This is a genomic window from Marinobacter sp. V032 (assembly GCF_052645435.1).
In genome coordinates this window covers 562,283-575,316 of the sequence record NZ_JBQXYE010000001.1, presented here as the reverse complement: position 1 = coordinate 575,316, position 13,034 = coordinate 562,283, and the positions used below count along the sequence as shown (strand labels likewise).

General features: G+C 58.6%; 15 protein-coding genes. 10 read left to right on the top strand and 5 right to left on the bottom strand.

From position 1 onward, the window contains the following. Positions 1-112: 112 nt before the first annotated feature. The 8 genes from ACUN9X_RS02685 (at position 113) to ACUN9X_RS02650 (ending at position 7,182) form a co-directional block, all read left to right on the top strand. Complete coding sequence (locus ACUN9X_RS02685) at positions 113-1,135, top strand: LysM peptidoglycan-binding domain-containing protein (RefSeq protein ID WP_445472112.1); 1,023 nt, start codon at positions 113-115, stop codon at positions 1,133-1,135. A 117-nt stretch (positions 1,136-1,252) separates the two neighbouring features. Then, the gene (gene dprA / locus ACUN9X_RS02680; RefSeq protein ID WP_260039206.1) at positions 1,253-2,431 is read left to right on the top strand and encodes a DNA-processing protein DprA; all 1,179 of its coding nucleotides are present in this window, start codon (positions 1,253-1,255) and stop codon (positions 2,429-2,431) included. 99 nt (positions 2,432-2,530) lie between these two features. Beyond that, positions 2,531-3,121, top strand: a complete 591-nt coding sequence (locus tag ACUN9X_RS02675) for an L-threonylcarbamoyladenylate synthase (RefSeq protein ID WP_260039208.1) — start codon at positions 2,531-2,533, stop codon at positions 3,119-3,121. A 79-nt stretch (positions 3,122-3,200) separates the two neighbouring features. Further along, positions 3,201-4,127 carry an oxygen-dependent coproporphyrinogen oxidase gene (hemF, locus tag ACUN9X_RS02670; RefSeq protein WP_445472111.1) on the top strand — a complete coding sequence of 309 codons (927 nt, stop codon included), beginning with the start codon at positions 3,201-3,203 and terminating at the stop codon, positions 4,125-4,127. After that, positions 4,124-4,954: a shikimate dehydrogenase gene (aroE, locus tag ACUN9X_RS02665; RefSeq protein WP_445472110.1), complete on the top strand. Its 831-nt coding sequence runs from the start codon at positions 4,124-4,126 to the stop codon at positions 4,952-4,954. Before hemF ends, aroE begins: the two co-directional genes overlap by 4 nt. 95 nt (positions 4,955-5,049) lie before the next feature. Then, entirely contained in the window at positions 5,050-5,823 is a 774-nt protein-coding gene (locus tag ACUN9X_RS02660; RefSeq protein WP_260039214.1) for a motility protein A, read from the top strand. 4 nt (positions 5,824-5,827) lie between these two features. Next, positions 5,828-6,676: a flagellar motor protein MotB gene (locus ACUN9X_RS02655; protein WP_260039215.1), complete on the top strand. Its 849-nt coding sequence runs from the start codon at positions 5,828-5,830 to the stop codon at positions 6,674-6,676. Positions 6,677-6,864: 188 nt separating this feature from the next. Next, positions 6,865-7,182, top strand: coding sequence for a PA4642 family protein (locus ACUN9X_RS02650; protein WP_260039216.1), 318 nt, complete (start codon positions 6,865-6,867; stop codon positions 7,180-7,182). 5 nt (positions 7,183-7,187) lie between these two features. On the opposite strand, the gene ACUN9X_RS02645 is transcribed toward ACUN9X_RS02650, so the two are convergent. Then, positions 7,188-7,739, bottom strand: a complete 552-nt coding sequence (locus ACUN9X_RS02645) for a gamma carbonic anhydrase family protein (protein WP_260039218.1) — start codon at positions 7,737-7,739, stop codon at positions 7,188-7,190. Between the two features lie 191 nt (positions 7,740-7,930). Between ACUN9X_RS02645 and prlC the strand changes: the two genes are divergently transcribed. Next, positions 7,931-9,976, top strand: coding sequence for an oligopeptidase A (prlC, locus tag ACUN9X_RS02640; protein WP_445472109.1), 2,046 nt, complete (start codon positions 7,931-7,933; stop codon positions 9,974-9,976). Positions 9,977-10,034: 58 nt separating this feature from the next. After that, positions 10,035-10,298 carry a YheV family putative zinc ribbon protein gene (locus tag ACUN9X_RS02635; RefSeq protein WP_445472108.1) on the top strand — a complete coding sequence of 88 codons (264 nt, stop codon included), beginning with the start codon at positions 10,035-10,037 and terminating at the stop codon, positions 10,296-10,298. Between the two features lie 36 nt (positions 10,299-10,334). Here the strand turns inward: ACUN9X_RS02635 and ACUN9X_RS02630 are convergent, their stop codons facing one another. The 4 genes from ACUN9X_RS02630 to ACUN9X_RS02615 form a co-directional block, all read right to left on the bottom strand. Further along, entirely contained in the window at positions 10,335-11,660 is a 1,326-nt protein-coding gene (locus tag ACUN9X_RS02630; RefSeq protein ID WP_445472107.1) for a Na+/H+ antiporter family protein, read from the bottom strand. A 134-nt stretch (positions 11,661-11,794) separates the two neighbouring features. Then, positions 11,795-12,013, bottom strand: a complete 219-nt coding sequence (locus tag ACUN9X_RS02625) for a DUF1653 domain-containing protein (protein ID WP_445472106.1) — start codon at positions 12,011-12,013, stop codon at positions 11,795-11,797. Positions 12,014-12,120: 107 nt separating this feature from the next. After that, positions 12,121-12,507, bottom strand: coding sequence for a DoxX family protein (locus ACUN9X_RS02620; protein ID WP_260039231.1), 387 nt, complete (start codon positions 12,505-12,507; stop codon positions 12,121-12,123). A gap of 104 nt (positions 12,508-12,611) precedes the next feature. Further along, positions 12,612-13,025, bottom strand: a complete 414-nt coding sequence (locus ACUN9X_RS02615; protein ID WP_347710216.1) for a group I truncated hemoglobin — start codon at positions 13,023-13,025, stop codon at positions 12,612-12,614. Positions 13,026-13,034 lie beyond the last annotated feature (9 nt).

Below are 13,034 nucleotides of genomic sequence, written 5' to 3'. Positions count from 1 at the left end.
CAGAATTTACTGGAAGAACAAAAGATAACATCACAAACAGCATCACTTCTTCTATAGTAGGAGAACGTGAACAAGAATCATCAGTTTTAGGCAAGCGATCAAGGATCAGACAATGAGGAAACTGCTGTACGCTCTGACGGCTATCATGCTGCTGGGAGTGCCCTGGGCACACGCAGCCGGCCCTGAATTTCGGTCGGATCATCCCGAGCGCTACACGGTTGTTAAAGGAGACACTCTGTGGGATATCTCATCCCGTTTCCTGAACAACCCGTGGTACTGGCCGGAAATCTGGCACGTCAACCCGCAAGTGAGTAATCCGCATCTGATTTATCCCGGTGACCAACTGGCGCTGGTGTACATCGATGGAAAACAACGCGTGACCAAGGTATCCGGTGGTAATGGCGTGACCAAGTTGTCGCCATCAGTGCGGTCGACGCCAATCGATACGCCGGTGCCCGCGATTCCGCTGGACGCCATCAGCAGTTTCCTGACTGATACCCGCATCGTTGATCCGGCCGTGCTGGAAGCCGCACCCTATGTGCTTGAAGGCGAAGATGCCCGGATCGTGACCGGTGCCGGTGATCGCATCTATGCTCGCGGTGAAGCTACCCACGACACCATGGGTGTGTTCCGTCGCAGTGTCACCTACATCGACCCCGACACCCAGGAGTTCCTCGGGCTGGAAGCCAAGGCAATTGGCGCGGGCGAAGTGCTGGATACCAGTGGTGATGTGCTGACACTTGAACTGAAACGCAGCAAAGAGGAAGTCCGTATTGGTGACCGCTTGCTGCCAACGGAAGATCGCAAGATCACGTCTCAGTTCTCCCCCAGCGCACCGAACAGCGACATTGATGGCAAAATGATTGCCGTCGATGGCGGTGTTACCCAGATCGGCCAGTACAATGTTGTGGTCATCAACCGCGGTGCCCGTGAAGGCATTGAAGCCGGCAACGTGCTGGCGGTATTCAAGGCGGGCAGTCAGGCCCGTGACCCGTACACCAAGGAAGTGATTCAGTTGCCAGCGGAACGCGCAGGCCTGCTGATGGTGTTCCAGGTCTACGAAAAAGTCAGTTACGGTCTGGTATTGAAGGCAACTCGCACGCTGTCAGTGGGCGATCAAGTCAAAAATCCCTGATCAACTGGGTTAGAATTAAAAACGGGAGCCGGTTCAGCCGCCTCCCGTTTTTTTATGCCAACGATATGGCAGATCAGCCCATCAGGATGATGGGGCTTACTCTCAGGGACGATTTTGATGACCTACTCTTTGCCGCTGGCCTCTGCTGCCGGCGATCACTTCTTTGAACATCCTCAGGCACCCTGGCTGGTACTGGCGCATCTGCCGGGGCTGGGCGCCGTGCGCTGGCAGGCCATTCTCGATGCGTTTGCCGAACCACTGGCACTCCTTGATATGCCGCCGGCAGCATTGAAACAGCTCCTGACGCCCCAGGGGCGCCAGCTGATCGACGCCTGGCAGCAGCGGCACCATGAAAATGACCACCTGCAGAGCGCTCAACGGGCACTGGCCGACTCGAGCAGACTGGGTATTGATATCGTCAGTTGGGGCGACCCCGATTACCCGGCGCTATTGCGTGAGATTCACGGGCCCCCGCCGGTGCTGTATCTGCAGGGCCAGCGTGCGCTGCTGAGCCAGCCGCAACTGGCCATAGTCGGCAGCCGGAACGCGACCCGGGCAGGACTGGATCACGCCCGTCAGTTTGCCCGGGCTTTGGCTGAACGGCACTTTGTGGTGACCAGCGGCCTGGCATTGGGGGTCGATGGTGCCGCCCATCAGGGTGCGCTGGAGGGTAACGGGTCGACACTGGCCGTGCTTGGCACCGGTGTCGACGTAGCCTATCCGGCGTCGCACCAGTCGCTGGCCAGGGCGGTGATCGGACAGGGAGCGCTGGTGTCCGAGTTTCCGCCGGGGACTCCACCCCGGGCTGGCCACTTCCCCCGCCGGAACCGGATTATCAGCGGTATGTGCCAGGGCACGCTGGTGGTAGAAGCCGGGGTGAAAAGCGGTTCGCTGATTACCGCGCGACTGGCACTTGAGCAGGGGCGTGAGGTGTTCGCGATTCCCGGTTCTATTCACAATCCGCTGGCACGAGGCTGCCATCAGTTGATTCGTCAGGGCGCCAAGCTGGTGGAGTCGGTGCAGGATATCGAGGAAGAGCTGACCGCCTGGTGGATGCAGCCATCAGTGCCGGCCCAGGATCGGGAAGCGGCTGCGGCGCCGCCGGTGCCCGAGCATCTCGGAGAGATCGAAACCCGGGTGCTGACGGCGCTCGGCTACGAACCCTGCTCCACCGATGAGCTCTGTGACCAGACCGGGCTGGCGGCCGATCAGTTGATGCAATCAATGTTGATGCTGGAAATGGAAGGCCTGGTCAATACAGTACCGGGCGGATTCCAGCGGGCTGTCGGCGGATGACACGGGCCGTCTGTTCAGTGAAGCCCACAGGCGCCATAATGGCAGCTCTTTGTGCTTTACAACCCGACAACATCCCGACTACGGACGCTAATTCGCATCATGACGCAGTTGACTGATTCAGGCTCCCGTTACGCCCCGCCCTGGTGGCACATCGAACGCGCAACCCGGACGCTAAACAGTGGTGGCACCATTGCCTACCCGACCGAAGCTGTCTGGGGCCTGGGCTGTGATCCCTGGGATGAGGAGGCGGTGGAGCGGATTCTGGAGCTCAAGCGCCGTCCGGTGCACAAGGGACTGATTCTGGTGGCAAGCTCGGCTGAACAGGTCATGCCCTTGCTGGATCCCCTCGACAGCATTATGCAGGATCGCGCGCTCAGCTACTGGCCGGGACCGGTCACCTGCCTGATTCCCGACCCCCTGAAGCAAACGCCGGAGTGGATTCGAGGCCGGCATAGTGCGGTCGCGGTGCGGGTCAGTGATCATCCATTGGTGCGTCGTTTGTGCGAGTCTTTCGGTGGCCCGCTGGTATCAACGTCCTGCAATCCTGCCGGTCGCACTTCCGCCCGGACGCCCTGGCAGGTGCGTGGCTACTTTGGCGATGAGCTGGATTACATTCTGCCGGGGGATCTGGGGCGGGAGCGCCGACCCAGCCGAATTATCGATCTGGAAAGCGGTCGCCAACTGCGCTAAAGCGGACGAGGCTGTGCGGATCAATTCAACGGGTCGCTTTCCATGACCCGTAACATCGATAGATAAAGAAGGAGTCATCATGAACGGGCCCGACAGTGCCGCAGTAAAGAAGTACTTACTATCGCTGCAATCCTCCATATGCGAGCGTCTGGCGGCGATTGATGGCACGGAATCCTTTCGTACCGATAGCTGGGACCGGCCCGCAGGTGGCGGCGGTGTCAGCCGTGTGATTGAAAACGGTCGGGTTTTCGAAAAGGGCGGCGTAAACTTCTCTCACGTAACCGGCGATCAGATGCCTCCGTCGGCAACCGCGCACCGGCCAGATCTGGCAGGCGCGCCATGGGAGGCCATGGGCGTATCACTGGTTCTGCATCCGCTGAATCCTTATGTGCCGACCTCACATGCCAATGTCCGGTTCTTTATCGCCACGCCGGCTAATGCAGAGCCAGTCTGGTGGTTTGGTGGCGGTTATGACCTGACGCCCTATTACGGCTTCAAGGAAGACTGCGTCGGTTGGCACAAGGTGGCCGAGCAGGCTTGTGCGCCATTCGGCGATGATGTCTATCCTCGCTACAAGCGCTGGTGTGACGAGTATTTCCACATCCGCCACCGTCAGGAGCCCCGGGGTGTTGGCGGGCTGTTCTATGACGATCTCAACACAGGCAACTTCCAGCAGGATTTCGCATTCATGCAGTCGGTGGGTGACAGCTTTGTCGAAGCCTATGCGCCTATTGTTGAACGCCGGCTTGATACACCCTATGGCGAGCGCGAGCGGGACTTCCAGCTGTACCGTCGCGGCCGTTATGTGGAATTCAATCTGGTGTATGACCGGGGCACCCTGTTCGGGCTGCAATCCGGCGGGCGCACCGAATCGATCCTGATGTCGATGCCGCCGATGGCGCGCTGGGACTATGACCGCCAAGCCGAGCCGGGAAGTCCTGAAGCGGAACTGACGGATTACTTCCTGCAGGACCGGGACTGGCTGGCAGAGGAAGCGCCGGAATGAGTGATGATCTGTACGCCGTCATCGGCCATCCGATAAGTCATAGCAAATCCCCCAGGATTCACAGCCTGTTTGCCGCCCAGACCGGTGAACCGGTGGAATATACCGCCATTCAGGCGCCGCTGGACGATTTCGAAGGCACGGTTCAGCGTTTTTTTGAACGCGGTGGCAAGGGGCTGAACGTGACGGTGCCGTTCAAGGAACAGGCCTGGAAACTGGCCGACCAGCTGACCCCCGCCGCCGAGTCTGCGGGCGCCGTGAATACGCTGTTTCGCGATGCCGACGGCAAGCTCTGGGGCGAAAATACGGATGGCACCGGCCTTGTGCGGGACCTCACGGTCAATCACGACGTGACCATAAATGGCCGCCGGGTACTGGTGCTCGGTGCCGGCGGTGCGGTGCGGGGTATTCTCGCACCCTTGTTGGCTGCGCAACCGGCTGAAGTGGTGATTGCCAACCGCACCGCCAGCAAGGCTGAAGCCCTGGCCGCCGGATTTGATGCGGGTATTCCGGTGACCGGTTGCGGTTTTGCTGACGTTCACGGCGTATTTGCGCTGATCATCAACGGCACCAGCGCCAGTCTGCAGGGCGATTTGCCGCCGCTGGATCCTGCCATTGTTGACCCTGCGACCGTTGGCTACGACATGATGTACGGTGCCGAGGTTACCCCGTTCAATGGTTGGGTGCTGGACCAGAGCGCCGCCCGGGCGATCGACGGGCTGGGCATGCTGGTGGAGCAGGCGGCCGAGTCCTTTTACTGCTGGCGCGGTGTTCGCCCGCAGACGGCGACGGTGATGGCCGCGTTGAGAGATGGCACCTCTGATACCTGAAGTGACGCTTTGTTACCCTGATATTGCGGTCGATTTCAGGCAGATAGGCTATTCTTTCCGGAGTGTGAGCTTCTGAAACCATAATAAGGCCTTCCATGGATATCCTGACACTTGTCGGATTGATCGCGGGCGTGGCAATTGTAACCGCGGCGATGCTGGCGGATGCCACGATCTCGACCTTTCTCAACCTGCCCGGCCTGGCCATTGTGCTGGGTGGAACAATGGCCGTCACGCTAATCAAATTCCGATTGCGTTCAGTGACCAGCTCCCTGCGGCTGGCGTTATCAACGGTGTTCCGTGAACAAACGGACAAGCCAGTGGCGTTAATCCAGGAAGTGAACAGCCTCGCCAAACTGGTGCGCAAGGAAGGCATTCTCGGTCTCGAATCCCACCAGACCGATAATGAATTCCTCAGCAAAAGCATCAACCTGTGCGTTGATGGTCATCCCCCCGAGTTCATCGAAGAAGCCCTGCTGGAAGATATGCAGCAACGAATGGATCGCTACGACGTTGCCGAGCGGATGTTTCGCGGCATAGGCGACGCGGCGCCGGCCATTGGCATGCTGGGCACACTGGTTGGGCTGGTGCAGATGCTCAACTCGCTGGACGATCCTTCCTCCATCGGCCCGGCCATGGCGATCGCCCTTCTGACCACCCTCTACGGTGCGTTTATTGCCCAGCTCATTGCCCTGCCGCTGGCGGACAAGCTGCAGCTCAAGGCAGAAGACGAGCAGCGCAACATGGCGCTGATCGTCACCAGCATCCAGAACATCATGAAGGGTCAGAATCCGCGAGTGATCACCGAGTTGTTGTCTGCCTATATCCCACCGGAGCAGCGCAAGGGTCTGATTCGGGAGCGGGAGACCTGAGGCTATGGCGGCACTGCAGAGTTTGCGACGTTCCAAAAAAAAACAGCCGGCAGGTGCGCCGAACTGGATCGTCACCTTTGCTGACCTGGCTACCCTGCTGCTGACCTTCTTTATCCTGTTATTGTCCTACTCCAAACTGGATGTCGAGAAATACAAGTCGATGGCGGCCTCAATGGCGGGTGCCTTTGGCTCCAGCACCATTGCAGCCGATGCGGTGGGCGGCTCCCCGCTTACTTTGATCGAGAGTGAAACGCCGCCACCTGTCGCATCACCGACGCCTGCCCCGATTCCAGCGTCGACGCCGGATCTGATCGACGATTCGCCTCGCGGTGGCGATGACGTCACAACGGTGCCGCAAGGCATTACCCAGCTGGCCAGCAGGCTGATCAGCGAACTGGAAAGCGAAGTCGCAAGTGAAGCCCTCAATGTCAGTTACGACACTCACCGGGTGGTGATCCGCTTTGCCGAGGATGCGACCTTCCAATCCGGTCGTGCGGAACTGAAACCTGAGATGGGGTCGATCATTGGTCGTGTCGTGGATGTCCTGGCCCAGTGTCAGGGGGATGTGGTGGTTGCCGGCTATACCGACGACCGACCGATAGTCAGTGATCGCTATCGATCCAACTGGGATCTTTCGGCGGCGCGAGCGGTATCCGTTGTACACGAGCTGGTGCTGAACCGCACCGTACCTGCGGATCGGGTGGTGGCTGCGGGGCGCGCTGAAACCAACCCGCTGGTGCCCAATGATTCACCGGAAAACCGCGCCCGCAACCGACGTGTCGAAATCAGTGTGCGTGATCCCCAATGCAATGGCGCGGATCCAGATTTTCAGCCAATCGAAGTGATGCCCTGAACGAGCTACGGAGTGCAGCATGCGCCTTATGACTGAGCTGAAGGCGCTCATGCCCTATTCATATAACACCCGGCGGACAACATCGTTATACTGACGCCCTTTCTCAAAGCCGGCCTCGACCTTGAGTCCTGCGCCAGGCAATGCCGGATTGCGGCAAATAATCACGAACTGAGTTGATGAGGGTAACTATGAGCGGACCGGATAAGCCAAAGGTCATCGGGGAAGAGTGGAGCGACGAGCGGGTCAAGAGCTTCCTGTTCATTACCCCCTATGACAAGAAACTGAACCCGGACTATCAGGTTCTCATTAAAGCCTATCAGGCCATGCGAGCGGGTGATTTCGACCGGTTTCTGGCCTTTTTCACTGAAGCCGGTCGTGACCTGAACGCGCTGGGCACGGATGGCCAGACCATGCTTGATCATGTGTCCGAGCATCGCCGCAGTGGGGATTACCTCGAAGCACTGAAGAAGTATGGCGCCCAATCCGCCGCGACCAGCCAGGCATAACGCCATCAGCTTTCTGAATGACTGGCGTCGATACGGTACTCGTCTTTCAGCCGAACGTAGTTCGAAGCGGTGTAACTGAAGAAGCTGCGCTCTTTATCACTGAGCGCACGCGCCTGGCGGGCCGGGCTGCCGACATACAGGTAGCCTGATTCCAGCGTTTTACCCGGTGGCACCAGACAGCCGGCCCCGACGATCACCTCGTCCTCCACCACTGCGCCATCCATGATAATGGATCCCATGCCCACCAGAACCCGGCTACCAATCGTGCAGCCATGAAGCAGCGCCTTGTGGCCGACCGTTACGTCGTCGCCCAGCGTGAGCGGCCAGCCGTCAGGGTTAAAGTCGCTGGCATGGGTGATGTGCAGTACCGAGCCATCCTGAATACTGCAGCGCGCGCCAATCCGGATCTGGTGCATATCGCCGCGAATGACCGTCAGGGGCCAGACCGAACAGTCATCGCCCAAAACCACGTCGCCAATCACCACAGCACTGGGATCAATCCACACCCGATCACCTGTTTTTGGGGTCACCCCCTTGTGAGATCGCAATTGCGCCATTACATAGTTCCTATAGTCTATGACCGTGTTGTTATAAACGGATATAAAGGCCGTTTAATCTGTTGCGTGTCGCCACCGCGTATTATTGACGGCAATGTGAAGACAAGTATGGCAGGCTCGCCCTGTTTTAAGCGACACCTGACACGGACGAAGATGCAACCAAAGACGCGACTAACCCCATGAGGAGCGCCATGAACAACCCCTTGCTGAGTAATGATTTGCTGCCCCGCTTTGAACACGTGCGGACCGAACACATGGAAACCGCGATAGATCAGATCCTCAGCGATAACCGCATGCAGATCCAGCAGCTCGCGACGCAGGAACAGCCAACCTGGGATACGCTCGTGCAGCCAATGCAGTCACTGGATGACAGGCTCAATAACGCCTGGTCGGTGATTTCGCACCTTAATGGGGTGATGAACAATGACGAGCTGCGCGAAGTCTACAAGCGTTGCCTCGCCAAGCTCACGGAATACGGTACCGAACTGAGCCAGAACTCGACCCTGTGTGATGCCTATAAAAAGGTGTCTGAAGACGATGCTTTCAGCTCGCTGAGCGAAGCCCAGCAAAAAGCCATTCACAATACCCTGCGCGACTTCCATCTGGGCGGCGTTGACTTGCCTGAAGGTCAGAAGCGTCAGTATGCCGACTTGTCCCGTGAGTTGTCCGAGCTCACCAGCCGTTTCAGTGACAATGTACTGGATGCCACCCAGCACTGGTTCAAGCACATCACCAATGCCGAAGAGCTCAAGGGCTTACCGGAATCGGCACTTGATGGCGCTCGCCAGGCTGCTCAACAGCGTGATCTGGACGGCTACGCGATCACGCTTGATTTCCCCAGCTTCCACCCCGTCATGACCTACTGTGACAACGCCGCATTGCGCCGCGAAGTCTACGAGGCGTTTGTGACGCGGGCATCGGATGTGGGGCCGGATGGCGGCACCTGGGACAACACCCCGGTGATGGCCGAAATTCTCAAGCGCCGGCACCAGATGGCCCAGTTGCTGGGGTTTGAAAACTACGCCGAACGTTCGCTGGCCACCAAGATGGCCCGCAGTCCGGCCGAAGTCATGGCATTTCTGGAAGAGTTGGCGCAAAAATCCCGGCCCATGGCCGAGCAGGAATTTGCCGACCTGAAAGCCTTTGCGAAGGAACACAGTGGTGTCGATACGCTGGAAGCCTGGGACATTGGCTACTACAGCGAGAAAATGAGCCAGGACCGTTACGATATTTCACCGGAAACCCTGCGTCCCTGGTTCCCGGTAAACCGTGTGGTTGACGGTCTGTTCGCGGTCACCGAACGGTTGTTCGACCTGAACATCGAGCAGGTGGAGGACGCTGAAACCTGGCACCCTGACGTCAAGGCTTACCGTATCAGCCGCAGCGGCGAAGCGATCGCTTACTTCTACCTTGACCTGTTCGCCCGCAAAGGCAAGCGTGGTGGTGCCTGGATGGCCGATTGCCGGGTGCGCTGGCGTAACCTGCGGGGCACGCTCCAGTTGCCGGTAGCGTTTCTGACCTGCAACTTCACTCCGCCGGTGGGTGACAAACTCGCTCTGCTGACTCATGACGAGGTCACTACCTTGTTCCATGAGTTCGGTCATGGCCTGCACCACATGCTGACCAAGGTCGAAGTCGCGGACGTGTCCGGTATCAACGGCGTGGCCTGGGATGCAGTCGAGCTGCCCAGCCAGTTCCTCGAAAACTGGTGCTGGAACCCCGAATCACTGAACCTGATCGCCCGGCACCACGAGACCGGCGAGCCGCTGCCGCAGGATTTGCTGGACAAGCTTTTGGCAGCAAAGAACTTCCAGGCCGGTATGCAGATGGTGCGTCAGCTGGAGTTCTCGATCTTCGACTTCAGGCTGCATTCGGAGTTCAAGCCGGTCAGCCCGGTTAACCCGCTGGATATGCACCGCGAGGTACGGTCTGAAATCGCGGTTACCGAGACGCCGGAGTTCAACCGTTTCCCGAACGCCTTCTCGCACATCTTTGCGGGTGGATACGCGGCCGGTTATTACAGCTACAAGTGGGCTGAAGTGCTGGCGGCCGATGCCTTCTCACTGTTCGAGGAGCATGGCATCTTCGATCCGGAGACTGGCCGTTCTTTCCTGGAGAATATTCTCGAGCGCGGTGGTTCGCAGGAACCGATGGAGCTGTTCAAGGCGTTCCGCGGCCGTGAACCCGCTGTCGACGCCCTGTTGCGGCAGTGCGGGATCGTCACCCAAGCCGCCTGATCGGCAACTTGATAAGGCGGTAGCACAACCGTGCTGCCGTCACTGAACTGGAGAAATGATGGGCAGGCCCAAGCGATTTATAGCCGGCGCCGTGTGTCCCCGCTGCGGCGAGATGGACAAAATTATGATGTATTCGACGGACGAAGGACAGTTCCGCGAGTGCGTTGCCTGCGGGTTTGAGGACAAGCAGTCGGAAGAGAGCGACACGTCGGGTGAACTCACCACCCGCGTCAATCAGCGCAAAAACGAAGACGACCACACGGTGAAACAGGTGGTGTTTTTTAAATCCGCCGCAGACGATGACGAGGAGTCCCAGCACTGAGCCGCATGACATGCGGCCCAGAGAGTCTTTATCGGGTCAGAGCACCATCGCTGCAATCCAGCCAAACACCAGCAGTGGCAGGTTGTAGTGCAGGAAAGTCGGCACCACCGTATCCCAGATATGGTTGTGCTGGCCGTCAGCGTTCAGACCTGCGGTCGGCCCAAGCGTGGAGTCGGAGGCCGGTGAGCCGGCGTCGCCCAGGGCACCTGCGGTGCCAACCAACGCAATAATCGCCAGTGGGCTGAAGCCCAGTTGCAGTGCCAGCGGCACGTAGATGGCCGCAATAATGGGTATGGTCGAGAACGACGAGCCTATCCCCATGGTAATCAGCAGCCCCACCACCAGCATCAACAGCGCAGCCAGTGCCTGGCTGTCGCCGATAGCGCCAACCGAACTTTCCACCAGCGAGCGGATATCACCGGTTTCCCGCATCACTTCGGCAAAGCCGGAGGCGGCAATCATGATAAAGCCGATCATCGCCAGCATTTTCATGCCTTCGGTGAACAGGTCATCGGCTTCTTTCCACTTCACAACGCCGGAGACGTTGAACAACACAAAGCCGGCCAGAGCACCGAGAATCATCGAGTCCAGGGTCAATTGGACAACGAAGGCCACGACGATCGCGGCCAGTGCCATGATCAGTGTCCACTTGGTGTAGCGGATGTCGACGCGCTCTGTGCTCTCAATGACGCTCAGATCATATTCCCGCTCGCCGCGGTAACTGAAAAACACCGCAATCAACAGGCCGATGAGCATGCCCAGCGCCGGCAGCGCCATGGCTTGCATCACGTGCAGCCCTTCAACACTGACCCCGTTGGTCTCAATTTTGGCCAGCAGGATCTCGTGCAGGTAAATCCCGCCAAAGCCGATCGGCAGAAACATGTAGGGCGTGATCAGGCCGAAGGTCAGCACACAGGCCACCAGCCGACGGTCCAGCTTCAGCCGCGCCATGACATAAAGCAGTGGCGGCACAACCAGCGGAATAAACGCGATGTGGATGGGCAGCACGTTCTGGGAGGAAATGGCGATTGCCAGCAACAGACCGATCATCATGAACTTGATGGCTGTGCTGCTGCCGCCGGCGCTGTCCTGACGCCCGACAATGGCCAGTGCCCTGTCGGCCAGCGCGTGGGCCAGGCCGGATTTGCCGATAGCAACGGCGAAGGCACCGAGAGTGGCATATGACAGCGCCACCGTGGCGCCGCCACCGAGGCCGTTGTTAAATGCCGCGATGGTTTCATCCAGCGAGAGACCGCTGATCAGGCCGCCGGCCACCGCGCCGATGATCAGTGACACAACGACGTGGATACGACAAAGACTGAGAATCAACATGATGCCAACGGCGGCAACAACAGCGTTCATAGCGCACTCCGGAGTATTCTGGGGGTCGGAAAAGCGCGCTAATGTGCAGTAAATGGCCAGCGGAGTCAAAACGAAAGCCGGGAACCCCGGTAAGCTACTGAATTCCGGTCATGCCGGCTGGCGGCGGGGTGGGGTCAGTCGTCGATAAAGCTGAATCGGGGAACGGTTTCGCCGGCTACTTCGACGGTTTCGCGGAACATCTCAAGCGGCCTTACCCAAATGCTGTAATCACCATAGAGACACCGGTAGACCACCATTTTCTCTTCAGTTTCACTGTGACGGGCAACGCCAATCACTTCGTAGTCTTTGCCTTTGTAATGCCGGTAGCGACCGGGCTTTACAGGTTGGGCCATCAGGGAGTCTCCTTTTGCGGCTCAAACGCCGGGATGCAGGACAGTGTAGTTGCCGTTTGCCTGACATGCCGGCGCAGTGATGCATTCCGGCATGTCAGGCTGTCAGATCAGGAGTGGAGTTTGTAGCGGCCCGGCCCGAGGAAAACTACGGCCAGTGCAATAAACAGAAAGAAGCCTTGCAGCTCCAGCGCCCAACCGCCATTACCCGACAGCGACATCAGCTGATTGGCGTGCACCAGGGCTATGGCGACCACCATGTTGACCACCACAATCAGCGCTCCGATTTTGGTCTGGTAGCCCAGAATCAGCATCAGCGGCGCGATGACTTCGCCAATGTAGACACCGTAAGCCAGCACTGCGGGCAGGCCGTGGCTCACCAGTTGCGACTCGATGAAGCCAATGCCATTGAACAGCTTTGAGATTCCGTGGAATAACAACAGGCCACCCAGTGTCAGGCGGACGATCAGTTTGCCAAGGTCGGCGTTTTCCAGCATGGCGAGATTCCTTTGTAGTGGTTTTGCAGATGGCCCGAGAGCTTAGCGATTCTGACGGCCGGGTCAATTAATCTGATGCCGGGCGAGCGTCACGCGGCTGCCAATCAATGGCCCACGATGTCACCATGCATCGGCGCCAACAGCGATAGCAGCTCATTTTGGGCACCCACCGGAATATCATTCTTTTCCATCGCCAGAATCAGGTCCTCGACCAGTGCGTTGAACCCGGTTTCCGAGATATCGAGACCGGTATGGGCCTCACGCATATCCCGACCGGTGTAGGCACAGGGCCCGCCGCTGATATTGCAGACCTGGTCCGTCAGATGCTGATGTAACTGGGCAATGTCGACGCCCTTGAACTGTTTGGCGATGCGGGGGTCATCCACAATGCGGTACAGCATGTCTTCGACAATGGTTGCGATTCCCTGTCGTTCTCCAAGCGCTTCATACAGGCTGGCTTTTTCTGCGGCGGGTGCGGGGTGATAACCGATCAGCAGTGCGAACAGCATCACGAGCATTGAAAGTGT